Origin of the sequence: Streptomyces sp. NPDC091287, assembly GCF_044768525.1 — a bacterium.
Lineage (GTDB): Bacteria > Actinomycetota > Actinomycetes > Streptomycetales > Streptomycetaceae > Streptomyces.
On sequence record NZ_JBIVUV010000010.1, the window covers coordinates 195,093 to 212,796 of the forward strand.

The 17,704-nt window shown below is 70.9% G+C and carries 11 protein-coding genes and 1 pseudogene; 7 read left to right on the forward strand and 5 right to left on the reverse strand.

Annotated features, from left to right (window positions below; genetic code table 11):
• The first annotated feature begins 249 nt into the window (after nt 1–249).
• Complete coding sequence (locus tag ACIQRW_RS19120; RefSeq protein ID WP_403761471.1) at nt 250–1,698, forward strand: NCS2 family permease; 1,449 nt, start codon at nt 250–252, stop codon at nt 1,696–1,698.
• 60 nt (nt 1,699–1,758) lie between these two features.
• On the opposite strand, the gene ACIQRW_RS19125 is transcribed toward ACIQRW_RS19120, so the two are convergent.
• From ACIQRW_RS19125 to ACIQRW_RS19135, 3 genes and pseudogenes are all read right to left on the reverse strand, one after another.
• Nucleotides 1,759–2,106: a VOC family protein gene (locus tag ACIQRW_RS19125; protein WP_403761475.1), complete on the reverse strand. Its 348-nt coding sequence runs from the start codon at nt 2,104–2,106 to the stop codon at nt 1,759–1,761.
• A gap of 5 nt (nt 2,107–2,111) precedes the next feature.
• Nucleotides 2,112–2,291, reverse strand: a pseudogene (locus ACIQRW_RS19130) (hypothetical protein); the annotation flags it as partial.
• A 77-nt stretch (nt 2,292–2,368) separates the two neighbouring features.
• Complete coding sequence (locus ACIQRW_RS19135) at nt 2,369–3,019, reverse strand: DsbA family protein (RefSeq protein WP_403761478.1); 651 nt, start codon at nt 3,017–3,019, stop codon at nt 2,369–2,371.
• Nucleotides 3,020–3,164: 145 nt separating this feature from the next.
• Between ACIQRW_RS19135 and pepN (ACIQRW_RS19140) the strand changes: the two genes are divergently transcribed.
• The 4 genes from pepN (ACIQRW_RS19140) (at nt 3,165) to ACIQRW_RS19155 (ending at nt 12,060) form a co-directional block, all read left to right on the forward strand.
• Nucleotides 3,165–5,777 (forward strand): aminopeptidase N, encoded by a 2,613-nt coding sequence (pepN, locus tag ACIQRW_RS19140; RefSeq protein ID WP_403761481.1) that lies wholly within the window; start codon nt 3,165–3,167, stop codon nt 5,775–5,777.
• A gap of 203 nt (nt 5,778–5,980) precedes the next feature.
• Entirely contained in the window at nt 5,981–7,045 is a 1,065-nt protein-coding gene (locus ACIQRW_RS19145; protein WP_403761483.1) for a hypothetical protein, read from the forward strand.
• A 373-nt stretch (nt 7,046–7,418) separates the two neighbouring features.
• Nucleotides 7,419–10,727, forward strand: coding sequence for a S8 family serine peptidase (locus ACIQRW_RS19150; RefSeq protein ID WP_403761486.1), 3,309 nt, complete (start codon nt 7,419–7,421; stop codon nt 10,725–10,727).
• Between the two features lie 304 nt (nt 10,728–11,031).
• On the forward strand, nt 11,032–12,060 hold the full coding sequence (locus ACIQRW_RS19155; protein ID WP_403761488.1) for an aspartate-semialdehyde dehydrogenase: 1,029 nt from the start codon (nt 11,032–11,034) through the stop codon (nt 12,058–12,060).
• A gap of 76 nt (nt 12,061–12,136) precedes the next feature.
• Here ACIQRW_RS19155 and ACIQRW_RS19160 read toward each other — a convergent pair whose 3' ends face one another.
• The gene (locus ACIQRW_RS19160; RefSeq protein WP_403761491.1) at nt 12,137–12,637 is read right to left on the reverse strand and encodes a DUF1203 domain-containing protein; all 501 of its coding nucleotides are present in this window, start codon (nt 12,635–12,637) and stop codon (nt 12,137–12,139) included.
• A 124-nt stretch (nt 12,638–12,761) separates the two neighbouring features.
• Between ACIQRW_RS19160 and pepN (ACIQRW_RS19165) the strand changes: the two genes are divergently transcribed.
• Nucleotides 12,762–15,338, forward strand: a complete 2,577-nt coding sequence (gene pepN, locus ACIQRW_RS19165; RefSeq protein WP_403761494.1) for an aminopeptidase N — start codon at nt 12,762–12,764, stop codon at nt 15,336–15,338.
• Nucleotides 15,339–15,868: 530 nt separating this feature from the next.
• Nucleotides 15,869–16,402 carry a hypothetical protein gene (locus ACIQRW_RS19170; RefSeq protein ID WP_403761497.1) on the forward strand — a complete coding sequence of 178 codons (534 nt, stop codon included), beginning with the start codon at nt 15,869–15,871 and terminating at the stop codon, nt 16,400–16,402.
• Nucleotides 16,403–16,500: 98 nt separating this feature from the next.
• Here ACIQRW_RS19170 and alc read toward each other — a convergent pair whose 3' ends face one another.
• The gene (alc, locus tag ACIQRW_RS19175) at nt 16,501–17,655 is read right to left on the reverse strand and encodes an allantoicase (RefSeq protein WP_403761500.1); all 1,155 of its coding nucleotides are present in this window, start codon (nt 17,653–17,655) and stop codon (nt 16,501–16,503) included.
• Nucleotides 17,656–17,704 lie beyond the last annotated feature (49 nt).

The window sequence follows — 17,704 nt, forward strand, 5'->3', positions numbered from 1 at the left end:
CCAATTCCATACCCGCTGTCGGCTGCCTGCCGGTTTGGCGGCAAAGGTCACCGCTGATTCCGTAGGAAGCCACAGGACCGAAAAGGGACCAACTGCACGCTCTACGCGGGTAGTTGCGATCCCACTGTTGCCGCGTATGATCCGCTCGCAAGGTGCCGCATGTGCGTTCGCACAGCGCCTGCCACTCACTTCGGGCAGCACCGGCGAAACCCCCCTTCCCCATCATTCGCAGGCTCAGGAGACTCCGTCATGCACCCCAGTACGACCAGCCCGCCGCTCGACGCGAAACCAGACGGATCGGGGGGCGCCGTCGACCGGTTCTTCCGCATCAGCGAACGCGGTTCGACCTACCTCCAGGAGATACGCGGCGGATTCGCCACGTTCTTCACGATGGCATACATCCTGGTCCTCAACCCGATCATCCTCGGCGGGGCCGAGGACAAGTTCGGCAAGCAGCTGGACAACGTGCAGCTGGTCACCGCCACCGCTCTGGTCGCCGCGGTGATGACGCTGATCATGGGTGTGGGAGGCAATCTGCCGCTGGCCCTGGCGGCGGGGCTGGGCATCAACGCCGTCGTCGCCTACCAGATCGCTCCCCTGATGAGCTGGGACGACGCGATGGGCCTCATCGTGCTCGAAGGGCTGCTGATCTGCGTTCTGGTGATGACCGGGCTGCGCGAGGCGATCATGCACGCCATTCCGCAGCCCCTCAAGCAGGCCATCAGTGTCGGTATCGGCCTGTTCATCGCCTTCATCGGCTTCGTGGACGCCGGGTTCGTCACCCGCATCCCCGACGCCGCGAACTCCACCGTGCCGGTCCAGCTCGGCACCGGCACGCTCACCGGCTGGCCGATGCTCGTCTTCTGCCTGGGCGTGCTCCTGACGATCGTGCTGGTCGCCCGGAAGGTCAAGGGCGCGATCCTCATCAGCATCGTCCTGATGACCGTCGTCGCCATCGTCATCAACGAGATCGCCAGCATCAAGTCCTGGGGGCTCACGTCGCCCTCGATCCCCGACAACCCGGTCGCCGCACCCGACTTCGGGCTGCTGGGCCAGTTCGACCTGTTCGGGTCGTTCGGCCAGGTCAGCGTGTTGACGGTGGTCCTGCTCGTCTTCACCCTCATCCTGTCCGACTTCTTCGACACGATGGGCACGGTCGTCGGTGTCACGGCGGAGGCCGGGCTCCTCGACGAGCGGGGTCAGGTGCCCGGCCTCGGCCGCGTCCTGCTCATCGACGGTGTGGCCGCCGTCGCCGGTGGCGCCGCGTCCTCGTCGTCGGCCACCACCTACATCGAATCCGCGGCGGGTGTCGGCGAAGGAGCCCGCACCGGCTTCGCCAACATGGTGACCGGCGGCCTGTTCGCGCTCGCCCTCTTCCTCACGCCCGTCCTGACGATCGTGCCGCTCCAGGCGGCGGCGCCCGCGCTCGTCGTGGTCGGGTTCCTGATGATGACCCAGGTCAAGCACATCGACTGGGACCGCTACGACGTCGCCATCCCGGCCTTCCTCACCATCGTCGTCATGCCGTTCACCTACTCCATCACCAACGGCATCGGGGCCGGCTTCGTCGCCTACGTGGTCATCAAGGCGTGCCTGGGCAAAGCGCGCGAGGTCCACTGGTTGCTGTGGGGCACCGCCGCGCTCTTCCTCGTCTACTTCGTCATCGACCCGCTGGAGCAGATCCTCGGCCTCAAGTAGCGGAGCCGGAGGCGGTGGCCCGAGGTCAGTGAGTGGTTTCCGGCGGCGGTGGTCCCGAGATCAGTGGCTTCCGGCGTCGGAGAGGCAGAACTCGTTGCCCTCCGGATCCCTGAGGACGGTCCAGGACATCCCCTGCATCGACTGCTCGCCGACGACGGTCGCGCCCAGCTTCGCCAGGCGCTCCACGTCGGCCGGGCGGTCGGGCGAGGAGAAGTCGACGTGGACCCGGTTCTTGGCGGCCTTGGCCTCGGGCACCCGCTGGAAGCCGAGGACCAGCGGGGTCGCCGCGAGGACGACGAACGCGTCGTAGTCCTGCGTCTCCTCGACGCCCAGCGCCTCGGCCCACCAGGCGGCCAGGGCCTGGGGGTCGGCACAGTCGATCGTGATCATTTCCGGTGAGATAAGCATGCCTCTCACCGTACGGCGCACCACTGACAACGGGCCGGAACCCCGCCCGGCCCGTTGCCGGCCCCCCTCAGCAGCGCGACTATTAGCAGCGGGAGTTCACGGCCCGGGATGGAGCCGGACGGGGTGACGCCGATCCGGACCGCGCCCATGGCCCGGTAGAAGCGCTCCGCGTTCGGGTCGGCTTCGGCCGCCTCGCCCGCGCGTATCCGCATGGGGTCATCGTCCCCCGTGCGGATACGCGCGGCCACCGGCTCGACCTACGTCAGTCGAAGATCGGGCCCTGCGTCCGGGTCCGCTTGATCTCGTAGAAGCCCGGGACGGAGGCGACCAGCAGCGTGCCGTCCCAGAGCTTCGCCGCGTCCTCGCCCTTGGGAGCGGGGGTGACGACCGGGCCGAAGAAGGCGACCTGCTCGCCGTCCGCGCCGGGGACGGCGATGACCGGGGTGCCGACCTCCTCGCCGACCTTGTCGATGCCCTCCTTGTGGGAGGCGCGCAGCTCGGTGTCGTACCGGTCGGAGTCGGCGTACTCCGCGAGGTCGGCGGGCAGGCCGACGTCCTTCAGCGCGGCGGCCACGGTCTCGGAGGTGAGGCCCTCGTCGTTGTTGTGGAAGCGGGTGCCGAGCGCGGTGTAGAGGGGGCCGACGACCTCGTCACCGTGGAGCTGCCGGGCGGCGACGACGACCCGGACCGGGCCCCAGGCCTTGTTCTCCAGGAGGTCGCGGTACTCCTCCGGCAGCTCGTCCAGCTTGTCCTCGTTCAGGACGGCCAGGCTCATCACGTGCCAGCGGACCTCGACGTCGCGGACCTTCTCCACTTCCAGCATCCAGCGCGAGGTCATCCACGCCCAGGGGCAGAGCGGATCGAACCAGAAGTCGACCGGGGTCTTGCCGTTGGCCGGAGTGTTCTCGGACATGTCTCTCCTCAGAAGGGCGTGTTACACCTGCGGGCGAGAACGCCTCCGGACGGGCAGCCATTCCCTGCATGCCGCCCCGCGGAGACGCGTGCAAGGATCAATGGGTTCGAACACGACACATGACGCGCGTCACGAAGGAGTGCCCGTGCCCGGTGAAAACCTGTCCCGCGACGAGGCCCAGAAGAGGGCCGAGCTGCTGACCGTCGACGGATACGAGGTCGAGCTCGACCTGCGGTCCGCCGTCGGCGAGCCCGAGGGGGCCGACGGGGGCGACGGGGACGGCGGTCCGCGGACGTTCCGGTCGCTCACCACGATCCGGTTCCGCTCCGCCCGTGCGGGCGCCTCGACCTTCGCCGACCTGGTGGCCCCGGGGGTGGACGCGGTGACGCTGAACGGGACGGCCCTCGACCCGGCCGTCGTGTTCGACGGGACGCGGGTGGCGCTGGACGGGCTCGTCGAGGGCGAGAACGTCCTCGTGGTCGACGCCCGCTGCGCGTACAGCCGGACCGGCGAGGGCATGCACCGCTTCGTCGACCCGGAGGACGGCGAGGTCTACCTCTACACGCAGTACGAGCCGGCCGACGCCCGCCGTGTCTTCGCCAACTTCGAGCAGCCCGACCTCAAGGCCCCCTACCGCTTCCGGGTGGCCGCCCCCGACGGCTGGCGGGTCTGGTCCAACGGGGCCGAGGAGTCGCAGAAGGACGGGGTGTGGACCTTCGCCGAGACGAAGCCGATCTCCACGTACATCACGGCCGTCGTCGCCGGTCCCTACCACTACGTGAGCGACCACTACAGCCGCACCCTGGGCGACGGCACCACGTTGGAGATCCCGCTCGGCGCGATGTGCCGCAAGGGGCTCGCCAAGCACTTCGACGCGGACGACGTCTTCCTGATCACCAAGCAGGGCCTGGACTTCTTCCACGACCACTTCGACTACCCGTACCCCTTCGGGAAGTACGACCAGGCGTTCGTGCCCGAGTACAACCTCGGCGCCATGGAGAACCCGGGCATGGTCACCTTCCGCGAGGAGTACATCTACCGCGGCAAGGTCACCTCGGCCGCCTACGAGCGGCGTGCCAACGTCATCCTGCACGAGATGGCGCACATGTGGTTCGGCGACCTGGTCACCATGGAGTGGTGGGACGACCTGTGGCTGAAGGAGTCCTTCGCGGACTTCATGGGCTCCTTCTCGATGGTCGAGGCGACCCGCTTCACCAACGGCTGGATCACCTTCGCCAACAACCGCAAGGCATGGGCCTACCGCGCCGACCAGCTGCCCTCCACGCACCCCATCACGGCGGACATCCGTGACCTGGAGGACGCCAAGCTGAACTTCGACGGGATCACGTACGCCAAGGGCGCGTCCGTGCTCAAGCAGCTGGTGGCGTACGTGGGGCGCGACGCGTTCCTCGAAGGCGCCCGGCGCTACTTCAAGAGCCACGCCTACGGCAACACGCGCCTGGGCGACCTGCTGTCGGTGCTGGCCGAGACGTCCGGGCGCGATATGACGGCCTGGTCGCGCTCGTGGCTCCAGACGGCGGGCGTCAACGTGCTCACCCCCGTGCCGACGTACGACGCGGACGGGAAGCTGGCCGAGCTGGCCGTCGTCCAGGAGGCCGCCGCCGCGTACCCGGAGCTGCGCCCGCACCGCGTCGCGGTCGGCCTGTACCGGCGTACGCCGGAGGGCGAGCTGACGCGTTACGCGCGCGCCGAGGTGGACGTGGCCGGTGAGCGGAGCGTGGTGGAGGCCCTGGCCGGCTCCGAGCGGCCCGATCTGATCCTGGTCAACGACGACGACCTCACGTACTGCAAGGTCCGCTTCGACGAAGGGTCGCTGGCCACGCTGCGCGACCACCTGGGCGAGATCACGGACCCGCTGGCCCGTGCCCTGTGCTGGTCGGCCCTGTGGAACCTGACCCGGGACGCGGCTCTGCCGGCCCGCGACTTCGTCGCGCTGGTGCTGGCGTTCGCCGGGCGGGAGAGCGACATCGGCGTCCTCCAGATGCTGCACGCCTGGGCCCAGTCGGCGCTGGTCAACTACGCGGCCCCCGACTGGCGCGAGGAGGGCGGCCGGGCACTGGCCGACGGCGCGCTGCGCGAGCTGCGGACCGCCGAGCCGGGCAGCCAGCACCAGCTGACCTGGGCCCGCTTCTTCGCGGCGGTCGCCTCGTCCGAGCAGGACTTCCAGCTGCTGGGCGGGCTGCTGGAGGGCACGACCCGGATCGACGGTCTCGACGTCGACCAGGAGCTGCGCTGGTCCTTCCTCTCTCCGCTGGCCTCGCACGGGGTGGCCAACGAGGCGGCGATCGACGCCGAACTGGCCCGCGACGACACGGCCTCCGGCAAGCGCCACCACGTACGGTGCCTGGCCTCGCGCCCCTCGGAGGCGGTCAAGGCGCAGGCGTGGGCGGCGGTCGTGGAGTCGGACAAGCTGTCCAACGCGCTGGTCGAGGCGACGATCTCCGGCTTCGGGCAGCCCTCCCAGCGGGAGCTGCTCGCCCCGTACGCGAACCGCTACTTCGAGGTGATCGAGCGGATCTGGGCGGAGCGGTCCATCCAGATCGGCATGCATGTGGTGCGGGGGATGTTCCCCGGTCTCCAGGACAGCCCCGCGACCCTCGCGGCGACCGACGCCTGGCTGGGCGAGCACGAGGACGCCGCCCCGGCGCTGCGGCGACTGGTGCTGGAGGCCCGGGACGATCTCGCGCGGGCGCTGCGCGGCCAGGAGTGCGACCGGGCCGCGGCGCAGGCGGGGTGAAACGAGGGGGCGCTCGGTCGGGGCGTGCGTGCGGCGTGAAAGCGGCGCTCGCACATCCGCCCGAGTCGCCCCTCCCCCGATTCCCGGCGCGACGGCCCTTTTCGGTTGTCGAACGTCCGTACTTTAGGACGGCGTTGTCCGGGATTGTCGACGGACGTGTAACAGGGGTTAGGGCACCCTCCCCGGGCGGGAAACCCCGGGACATGACCCAGAACACCCCGCTCTCCCCCCGTCTCCCCGGCCTCCCCCTTCACCCCGAGGACGTCACGCACCGTGTCCTGTCCGCCGCCCAGTTGAGGGCGCGGGGTGTGTCCGCCGCGCAGACGTCCGCCCAGTGCCTGCCCGGTGGCCCCTGGCAGCACCTGCTGCCGGGGGTCTATCTGCTGCACCCGGGCCCGCCCACCGGTCGGGAGCGGCTGCGCGGAGCACTGCTCTACGCGGGGCGCCCGCCGGCCTCCGCGCGGCGCGCGCCGGCGGGCCCCGCGGACGCGGGGTACGGCGAGTCGATGCTCACCGGGGTGGCCGCGCTCGCGCTGCACGGCTTCGCCGCGGCCGGGGACGTGGAGGCGCTGCACCGGATCGACGTGCTGGTCCCGCGCACCCGGCGGCTGCGGTCCACCCGGTTCGTGGAGGTGCTGCGGACCGCCTCGATGCCGGACCCGGTGCGGGTGGGCGAGGTGCCCGTGGCGCCGGTGGAACGGGCCCTGGCGGACGCGGTCGCGGGTACGGCCGACGCGGCCGTCGTCCGGCGGCTGCTGACCGAGGCGGTACGCGACGGGCACTGCGACCCAGCATCCGTGGTACGGGAGTTGAGCGAGGCGAAGCTGCTGGGGCGGCCCGCCGTGGTGGGCGCGGTCGATTCGCTGCTGGCCGAGGGACGGGCGGTGGCGGAGGCGCGGCTGTACACGATGGTGCGCGAGCACGGGCTGCCGGAGCCGCTGTGGAACGTGGAGCTGCGGCTGCCGGGCGGGCCCCGGCTCGGCGGGGTCGACGCCTACTGGCCCGACCAGGCCGTGGCGGTGGAGCTGGACGCCCGGGCGCCCCGGTACGGCGTGCCGGGGCGGAGGGACCGGGCGGAGGCGGACCCGCAGTGGTCCGCGTACGCCGCGAAGCGGGAGCAGTTGGAGCGGCTCGGGGTCACGGTCGTCCACGTCACACCGAGGAAGCTGCGCGAGGCGGCGGACCAGCAGGCGACGGTGGTGCGGACGGCACTGATGGCGGCGGCGGACCGGGAACCGGCGGCGTACGTGATGGTGCTGCCGCGCTGAAAGGGGCGGCGGCCCGGGAGGCCGCCGGCCCGGGGAGGCCGCCGGCCCGGGGAGGCCGCCGGCCCGGGGAGGCCGCCGGCCCGGGGCGCGCCGGCCCCGGGCCCCGGGGCCACGGCTGTTCCCGGCCACCGACCCGTCCGGCCTCCGCCACGGACGCGTCTGGTCCGGACCACGGCCGCCGCCACCCGCGTCGCCAGGCGTCACGGACGCACCGTTTGGCCTCATTCATCCCTCGTGGCACAGCGCGCCCCATGGCGGATCTATGCCATGCCCCTGACTCGCCTCCGTCAACTCTCCACAAACCCCTGTCATTTACGACAGGCTGAGCGGTCATCCGGTACCGAATTCCGGACTCTCTCTTTCAATTACAGGGATGCTGATGACCAAGGAATCCCCCAGCTCCATACCCGGGGCCAGACGCGCGGCACGTATCGCGGCCGCTGCCGGACTGGCGGCGGCACTCGCCGCCTCCGGCGCCGCTCCGGCGTTCGCCGCCGAGGACCCGGCACCGGCACCCGTCAAACCGGCCGCCACGAGCGACCGGGGCGACAAGCTCGGCAAGGCCGACGCCGATGTCCTGGCGAAGGCCGAGGCCAAGGGCGAGAAGAGCGTCACCATGATGGTCGCCACCACCCCGGGGGCGACCGAGCAGGTCAGCAAGCAGCTGGACGCCGTCGAGGGCTCCGTGCTCGGCCAGACCTACGACAAGCTCGGCTACGTCCGGGCGACGGTCCCGACCAGCCGCGCCGAGTCCACCATCAAGGCGGCCTCCAAGCTCTCCTCCGTCCTCGGTATCGATCTCAAGCAGGAGATCAAGCTGGACGACCCGACGCCCAAGGGCGACCGGGCCGCCGGAGCGAAGCAGCCGAAGGCCACGGGCGGTTACGCGGCGCCGAACAAGAAGACCCCGGCGAAGAACCCGTACAACCCGTCGTTCGAGACGGGCGCGGTCGACTTCGTCGAGAAGCACCCGACGGCCGACGGCCGCGGGATCACCATCGGCGTCCTGGACTCCGGCGTCGACCTCGGTCACCCGGCCCTGAAGAAGACCACCACCGGCGAGCGCAAGATCGTCGACTGGGTGACCGCGACCGACCCGGTGAACGACGGCGACGGCACCTGGCTGGAGATGTCGCAGTCGGTCGCCGGCCCGACGTTCACGTCCGGCGGGAAGACCTACTCGGCGCCGGCGGGCAGCTACAAGTTCGCCACGTTCGCCGAGGCGGCCACCACCGGCGGCGAGATGGCGGGCGACCTCAACCGCGACGGTGACACCACCGACGTCTGGGGCGTGCTGTACGACCCGGTCACCGGCACCACGCGGGTCGACCTGAACAACAACGCGGACTTCTCCGACGACACGGTCCTCAAGCCGTACAAGGAGAAGTTCCAGGTCTCCTACTTCGGTGAGGACGACCCGCGCACGCAGGTCGTCGAACGCATCCCGTTCGTCGTCGAGACCCGCAAGAACGTGGTCCTCGACGCCTCGGGCGCGAAGGCGGACTTCGTCAACATCGGCGTCATCGAGGGCGCGCACGGCACCCACGTCGCGGGCATCACCGCGGCCAACGGGCTGTTCGGCGGCGAGATGAACGGCGCCGCCCCCGGCGCCAAGATCGTCTCCTCGCGTGCCTGCACCTGGTCCGGCGGCTGCACCAACATCGCGCTGACCGAGGGCATGATCGACCTCGTCGTCAACCGCGGCGTCGACATCGTCAACATGTCGATCGGCGGCCTGCCGCCGCTGAACGACGGCAACAACGCGCGCGCCGAGCTGTACAAGCGGCTCATCGACATCTACGGCGTTCAGCTGGTCATCTCGGCCGGCAACAGCGGCCCGGGGCTCAACACCATCGGCGACCCGTCGGTCGCCGACCACGTGATCTCGGTCGGCGCGTCGATCTCCAAGGAGACGTGGGCGGCCAACTACGGCTCCAACGTCACCAAGAAGTACGACATGCTGCCCTTCTCCTCGCGCGGTCCGCGTGAGGACGGCGGCTTCACGCCGGTCCTCTCCGCTCCGGGCGCGTCCATCAACAGCACCCAGACCTGGGCGCCGGGCGGTCCGGTCAAGGAGGCGGGTTACGACCTGCCGGCCGGCTACTCCATGCTCCAGGGCACCTCGATGGCCTCCCCGCAGGCGGCGGGCGCCGCCGCGCTGCTGCTGTCGGCCGCGAAGCAGAAGGACATCGAGCTTCCCCCGGCCGATCTGCGCACGGCGCTGACCAGCACCGCGAGCCACATCGAGGACGTGCCCGCGCACGTCCAGGGCTCCGGTCTGATCAACATCGTCAAGGCGTGGAAGCAGATCGCCAAGCAGGGCAAGCCCGCGCACGAGTTCTCGGTGAAGGCCCCGGTCGACACCGCGATCGACTTCGCGCTCAAGGACCCGGGCTTCGGCACCGGCCTCTACGACCGCGAGGGCGGCCTGAAGGCCGGCGAGACCAAGGTCTACGACGTCGTCGTCACCCGCACCACGGGCCCGGACCGCAACGTCCAGCACAAGCTGTCCTGGAAGAACAACGACGGCACCTTCGAGCTCAGCAGCCCCCAGTACGTCTCGCTGCCGCTCGACACGCCGGTCAAGCTCAAGGTCAAGGCGAAGGCGAAGTCCGCCGGCGTCCACAGCGCCATCCTGCGGGTCGACGACAAGAAGACCTCCGGCGTGGACCACCAGATCATGACCACGGTCGTCGTCGCCCACGAGCTGCGGCAGCCCGGTTACGCCTACAAGCACTCCGGTTCGGTCCAGCGCAACGGCACCACGTCGTACTTCGTCAATGTGCCGGAGGGCGCGAAGACCCTTGAGGTCGCCCTCAGCGCACTGCGCTCGGGCAGCCAGACCCGGTTCATCGCCCTGCACCCGTACGGGACGCCGGTCGACCCGACCTCCACGGTCAACTGCTACCCGAACTACGAGAACCCGGCCAACACCTGCCGCCCGGACGCGCGTTCCTACAAGGACCCGCAGCCCGGCGTGTGGGAGATCGAGGTCGAGGCGCGTCGTACGTCGCCGCTGCTGGACAACCCGTACAAGCTGGATGTCTCGCTGCTCGGCACGACCTTCGACCCGGCGGTGCAGACCATCGCCGAGGCGAAGATCGGTACCCCCGCCCCGGTGAACTGGACGGTCACCAACAGCGCCGCCGCCTTCCAGGGCAAGCTCCAGGGCGGCTCGCTGGGCTCGGCCAAGGTGGCGAAGCCGTCGATCTCGACGGGCCAGACCCGTGAGACCACGGTCACCATCGGCGCGGGTGTCGAGAAGCTCGACATCGCCGTCGGTGGCACCTCGGACACCAACGCGGACATCGACCTGCTCGTCTTCCGGGGCGCCACGCAGGTCGGCAGCTCGACCTCCGCCGGTTCCGAGGAGTCGGTCAGCCTGGTCAAGCCCGCCGCGGGCACGTACACGGTCGTCGTCGACGGCTACTCGGTCCCGTCCGGGACCACCACGTACGACTACCGCGACGTCTTCTACTCGGCCTCGCTCGGCACGCTCAAGGTCGACTCCACCAAGGCCGTGAACCTGGCCAACGGTGCCTCCGCCCAGGTCGGCGCCGAGGTCGTGGTCGCCGGGGCGGCTCCCGAGGGCCGGCAGTTCTTCGGCGAGGTCAGGCTGGTCAACACGCGCGGCACCGCCGCGGGCACCGGCAGCGTCGTGATCGAGAAGGTCACGCCGTAACGGGTCCCATCGGGCCGTAACGGATCGCACCGTACGGATCCCATCGTCACGACGGCGGGGCGGGCGCCCTCACGGGCTCCCGCCCCGCTGTGCGTGTTCCTCGTCACACCCCCCGACCGCCGCCGCAGATGTTTCCCCCCGCGCGCGCGGACGTTGCAGAATCTGCGGTCCTCGCGCGAAGAGTCCGCAGGTCGGACAATGGATTGGACAAGGCGGGCCAGGACATACGCATCATGGAGCGGCAAACGGGCCGCACAGACGCACGGGCAGGCAGCCGCCGGACGTGCAGAACAGAGGAGTCCTCGTGAAGGTCGGAATCGTCGGCGCCACCGGTCAGGTCGGCACAGTCATGCTCAGGATCCTGGCCGAGCGGGACTTCCCGGTCGACGAGCTGCGGCTGTTCGCCTCGGCCCGGTCCGCGGGCTCCACGATCGACTTCAAGGGCTCCGGCGTCACCGTCGAGGACGCCTCCGCGGCCGACTACACGGGCCTGGACATCGTGCTGTTCTCCGCCGGCGGCGCGACCTCGAAGGCGCTGGCCGAGAAGGTCGCCGCCCAGGGCGCCGTGGTGATCGACAACTCCTCCGCCTGGCGCAAGGACCCCGAGGTCCCCCTCGTCGTCTCCGAGGTCAACCCGCACGCGGCCCGGGTCCGCCCGAAGGGGATCATCGCCAACCCGAACTGCACGACGATGGCCGCGATGCCCGTACTGCGCCCGCTGCACGACGAGGCCGGTCTCGAAGCGCTGACCGTCGCCACCTACCAGGCCGTGTCCGGTTCCGGCGTCGCCGGTGTCGCCGAGCTGCACGGCCAGGCGGCCAAGGTCGTCGCCGAGGCCGAGAAGCTGGCCCACGACGGCGAGGCCGTGGACTTCCCCGAGCCGGCCGTCTACAAGCGCCCGATCGCCTTCAACGTGCTGCCGCTGGCGGGCTCCATCGTGGACGACGGTTCGTTCGAGACGGACGAGGAGCAGAAGCTCCGCAACGAGTCCCGCAAGATCCTGGAGATCCCGGAGCTGAAGGTGTCCGGCACCTGCGTCCGGGTCCCGGTCTTCTCGGGCCACTCGCTCCAGATCAACGCCCGCTTCGCCCGTCCGATCGGCGTCGAGCGCGCCTACGAGCTGCTGAAGGACGCCGAGGGCGTCGAGCTCTCGGAGATCCCGACCCCGCTCCAGGCGGCCGGCAAGGACGCCTCCTTCGTGGGCCGCATCCGGGTCGACGAGACGGTCAGCCACGGTCTCGCGCTGTTCGTCTCCAACGACAACCTCCGCAAGGGCGCGGCGCTGAACGCCGTGCAGATCGCGGAGCTGGTGGCGGCCGAGCTGAAGGGCTGACCCGCGGCGTCACGCGTACGTGGAAGGGGCGGCCACCGGACACCGGTGGCCGCCCCTTCCCCTTCCCCTTACCGTCTCAGCTTCGCCGCACCTCGAAGTGGAAGCACCCGTACTCCACGGCCCGCACGTGCGCCAACGCCACCTCCGGGTCCGCGAACGCCTCGTCGAGGGCCGCGTCGAAGCCCTTCTCCGTATCCGCCGGGATCTCCAGCAGCCGGCCGCCCACGATGTGCCCCCGGGCGTCGTAGCGGCGCACCGCGCGCAGCGCGCCCGCCCGCGCGAAGGGGTATCCGGCCCGCTCCGGGTCCGGGCCCGGGCAGGCCTCGGCGTGGATGAAGACGGGCCCCTGCTCGTCGTACGCCCCCGGGCTCGCCCCGGTCGCGGCGGCCCAGCGGCGCAGCGGGGCGTAGGAGACGAGGGCGATGCGCTCTCCCGGTGCACTGCCGCGCAGACAGCAGCGCAGGGGGTGGCCGCCCTCGGTCGCGGTGTACGGGCGGCAGGGCCGGCCCGCGTCGTCGGCGGCGCGGAGTTCGGCGAGAGCGGCGGGGTCGATGGGGCGTGGCTGGTGTCCGGTCATGGTCCGAGCATGTCCCGGTGAGCGGTCCGCGTCCGGCGGAAAACGGACATCGCGCTGGGAGCACGTGCGTGGAAGGATGGGCCGAAACGCCGCTTATCAAGTCGCACACCTAGGAGATGACCGCGTGCCTGGCACGAATCTGACCCGCGAAGAGGCACAGGAGCGGGCGCGCCTGCTGACCGTGGACGCGTACGAGATCGATCTCGACCTCTCCGGAGCGCAGGAGGGCGGCACCTACCGGTCCGTGACCACCGTGCGCTTCGACTGCGCGGAGGCGGGTGCGGAGTCGTTCATCGACCTGGTCGCCCCGGCCGTCCACGACGTGGTGCTGAACGGCAAGGACCTGGACGTGGCCGCCGTGTTCCGCGACGCGCGGATCGCCCTGCCGCATCTGCGTGAGGGCGCCAACGAGCTGAAGGTCGTCGCCGACTGCTCGTACACCAACACCGGTGAGGGCCTGCACCGGTTCGTCGACCCGGTCGACGAGCAGGCCTATCTGTACACGCAGTTCGAGGTCCCGGACGCGCGCCGCGTCTTCGCCTCGTTCGAGCAGCCCGACCTGAAGGCGACCTTCGCGTTCACCGTGAAGGCCCCGTCCGGCTGGACGGTCATCTCGAACTCCCCGACGCCGGAGCCTGCGGGCGACGTCTGGACCTTCGAGCCGACGCCGCGCATCTCCACGTACATCACGGCCCTCATCGTGGGCCCGTACCACGCGGTGCACAGCAGCTACGAGAAGGACGGCCAGTCCGTCCCGCTCGGCATCTACTGCCGCCCCTCCCTCGCGGAGTACCTGGACGCGGAGGACATCTTCGCCGTCACCCGGCAGGGCTTCGAGTGGTTCCAGGAGAAGTTCGACTACGCGTACCCGTTCGCCAAGTACGACCAGCTCTTCGTCCCGGAGTTCAACGCGGGCGCGATGGAGAACGCGGGCGCGGTCACCATCCGCGACCAGTACGTCTTCCGCTCCAAGGTGACGGACGCGGCGTACGAGGTGCGGGCCGAGACCATCCTGCACGAGCTGGCCCACATGTGGTTCGGCGACCTCGTGACGATGGAGTGGTGGAACGACCTCTGGCTGAACGAGTCGTTCGCCACCTACACCTCGATCGCCTGCCAGGCGGACGCGGCGGGCTCGAAGTGGCCGCACTCCTGGACCACGTTCGCCAACTCCATGAAGACCTGGGCGTACCGGCAGGACCAGCTGCCCTCCACGCACCCGATCATGGCGGACATCCAGGACCTGGACGACGTCCTCGTCAACTTCGACGGGATCACGTACGCCAAGGGCGCGTCCGTGCTCAAGCAGCTCGTGGCGTACGTCGGCAAGGACGCGTTCTTCCAGGGCGTCCAGGCGTACTTCAAGGCGCACGCCTTCGGCAACACCCGCCTCTCCGACCTGCTGGGCGCCCTGGAGAAGACCTCCGGCCGCGACCTGAAGACCTGGTCGAAGGCGTGGCTGGAGACGGCGGGCATCAACATCCTGCGCCCGGAGATCGAGACCGACGCGGAGGGTCACGTCACCTCGTTCACCGTGCTCCAGGAGGCGCCCGCGCTGCCCGCCGGCGCGAAGGGCGAGCCGACGCTGCGTCCGCACCGCATCGCCATCGGCGCTTACGACCTCGACGCGGACGGCAAGCTGGTGCGCACCGACCGGATCGAGCTGGACGTCGACGGCGAGCGGACCGCGGTGCCGTTCCCGGAGGGGAAGGCCCGCCCGGCCGTCATCCTGCTCAACGACGACGACCTCTCCTACGCCAAGGTCCGCCTCGACGAGGAGTCGCTGCGGGTCGTCACCGAGCACCTGGGCGACTTCACCGAGTCGCTGCCGCGCGCCCTGAGCTGGGCCTCGGCCTGGGACATGACGCGCGACGGCGAGCTGGCCACCCGGGACTACCTCGCCCTGGTGCTCTCCGGCATCGGCAAGGAGTCGGACATCGGGGTCGTGCAGTCGCTGCACCGCCAGGTGAAGATGGCCCTCGACCTGTACGCGGCGCCGGAGGCCCGTGAGGCCGCGCTGATCCAGTGGACCGACGCCACGCTGGCCCACCTGCGCGCGGCGGAGCCGGGCAGCGACCACCAGCTGGCCTGGGCCCGCGCCTTCGCGGCCACCGCCCGCAACCCGCAGCAGCTGGACCTGCTCCAGTCGCTGCTGGACGGCACGGAGACCATCGAGGGCCTGGCCGTCGACACCGAGCTGCGGTGGGCGTTCGTGCAGCGGCTGGCGGCCACCGGGCTGCTGGACGAGGAGGAGATCGCCGCCGAGTACGAGCGCGACAGGACGGCGGCGGGCGAGCGCCACGCGGCCTCCGCTCGGGCGGCCCAGCCCACTCAGGAGGCCAAGGCCGAGGCGTGGGCGTCGGTCGTGGAGTCCGACAAGCTGCCCAACTCCCTCCAGGAAGCGGTCATCAGCGGCTTCGTCCAGACGGACCAGCGCGAGCTGCTGGCCCCGTACACGGAGAAGTTCTTCGCCGCGGTGAAGGACGTCTGGGACTCGCGCAGCCACGAGATGGCCCAGCAGATCGCGGTGGGCCTCTACCCGGCCCTCCAGGTCTCCCAGGAGACGCTGGACGCCACGGACACCTGGCTTGCCTCGGCCGAGCCGAGCGCGGCCCTGCGCCGGCTGATGTCGGAGTCGCGGTCCGGTGTGGAGCGCGCCCTGAAGGCCCGGGCGGCGGACGCGGCGGCGGCCACCGCATAGCGGAACGTACGGCCCTGGGGGCGTCCACTTCGTCGCGGCGGAGGGGGCGCCCCTTTCCCGTGTGTCCGTGCGGGCCCCGGTGACCCGCACCCCCGCCCGGCGTGACCCACGTCACTCCGGGCGCCCCTTGGTGCGGAGGTGGCACGCGTGTCACGGGCTTCACGCACGGCCCTGCGGCCGTCGTCGAGCTCGCTCAGGGCGCGGTCGACGTGGCGCAGGAAGTTCTCCCCCTCGTACCCGTACGACCCGAGCCGGGCCGCGGCGCGCTCGTGATGGTCGGCGACGTCCGACACGACCACGACGACCGTCACGGCGTCCGGATCGTCCGGATCCAGTCCGTCGCACAGCACGGCCTCCGCCATCTGATTTCCCCCCGGGGAGTGCGGTATCGGGTGTGAACGTCCGCAGGTCAGCCCGCGCCGCGTGCGCCGCCCGTTCGGGTGCCGTCGGCGCGCGACGGGGGCTCCCGTGGCCTACGGTCCGAAGGGTCGTCGCAGGAAGCTTCGGTCGCAGGCCACGGGAGGGTTGGGATGCCCGGCTTCGCCGCCGTGCCGGTCGCGCTGGCGCTGTGCGCGGGTCTGCTGACGGGCCCCGCCGCCCCGGTGGCCGGCCGGCCGGACTGCCGGGCGGGTCCGGCGGGCTGCTACGACCTCTACACGTACGGCTACAGCCTCGGGCTGCATCCGTTCACCGGCGCGGACGATGTCCGGGAACAGCTGACCGACCACTTCTGGCTGTTCCCGGTCAGCGGCGGCTGCGCGGGGCGGATCCGGGCGGGAGCACGCTGCGAGCTGCTGGGCGGCAATCCGGTCGAGGTGGAGTACATCGGGAACGACTTCTTCCAGATCAACACGCTGCCGGGGCACCAGTTGGGCCGGGGCATGCACATCCGCTTCGCCTTCTCGCGGACCCTCGGCTTCCACTCCATGACGGTCCGGGCCTGGCAGGACCGGCCCACCGACTGCACGGGCGAGGCCCTCTGCAACACGGTGAACCGGGTGTTCGCCTGGGGGACCTGGCGGGTGCTGGCGAAGACGCTGCGCTTCTCCGCGTACGTCGCCTGAGCCGCCGCCCGGTGTGGAAACCGCCCGGCGGGCGGGCGCAGGAGCGCAACCGTCCGCCGGGCGGGAACTGGGGGGGTGCCGGCCCGAGGGTTACGGGGTCACGCGCCCGACTCCTCGTAACGGCGGGTCAGCTCGGCCGCGCCGGACTCCGTGAGGGTGCCGTGCAGACGCATCCGGGCCACGCCGCCGTCGGGGAAGGCGTCGAGGCGGACGTGGGTGACGACCGCCTGGGCGCGCAGCACGAAGCGGTGGAGGGTGTCGGGCTGGAGGCGGGTGCGCGGGACGATCTCGAACCACTCGCCGGTGTCGCCGTTGCGGCCCTGGAGGGCGATCCAGCCGGCGGAGTTGCCCTTGAGGTAGGCGGTGTCGATCTCGATCGCGCGGACCGCGCCCTGGGCGGGGAGGCGGAAGCGTACCCAGTCGTTGGTGTCGCGGACCCGGCGGCGGCGGTTCTCCCAGCCGTCGTCCATCTTGCGGGAGGTGCCCGGCAGGATGATCTGGGTGGGCGAGGAGTAGAAGCGGTCGGAGGCGTCCTCGTACGTACCGCCGTTGAGCACCGAGATCAGGTCGACGGTGCCGAGCGCGGCGAGCCAGGCCGGGTCCGGGACGACCTCGCCGTGCACGCGGAGGCGGGCGATGCCGCCGTCGGGGTGCTGGCAGAGGCGCAGGTGGGTGTAGCGGCGGCCGCCGGTGATCTCGAAGGCGTTGGCCGCGTGTCCGCGTACGGGGGTGGGCGGGAGGATCTCCTCCCACTTCACGTCGTCGGCGAGCAGCTGCTCGGGGCTCGGGGCGCCCTCGACGGAGGTGGCCTGCACGGATACGCGCTGCGGGTAGTTGCCGCGGAAGTGGGCGGTGTCGACGATCAGGCCGCGGATGATGCCGGGCGCGCCGAGGCGGACGATGGCCCAGTCGTGGTCCTCGGGGGCCGGGAAGGGGGTCTCGGCGCCCGCTCCCCTGCGGCGGCGGGTCTCCCAGCCGTCCATGATCTTGCCCTTGTGCCCGAAGTGCTCGGGGTCGAAGGCGGCGCGTTCACGGATCAGGAGGTTCTCGCGCTCGGCGAAGAACTCGTCGTTGGCGGCGATCACGCCCGCGCCGAGGCGGCGGTCGGCGAGGTCGACCAGCTCGGTGAAGGGGAGGTCTCCGGCTTCGCGGTAGTCGGCGTACGGGTCGCCGCCGCCGTAAGGCGCGGCGTCATTGGCGTGGGGGTCGGTGTCGGGGTCCTGGAATGTGGTCTCGCTCGCGTCGAAGGTCATGGCTCCTACCTTCGCGCCACCGGACCCATCAGGTCCATCGAAAGTTTTC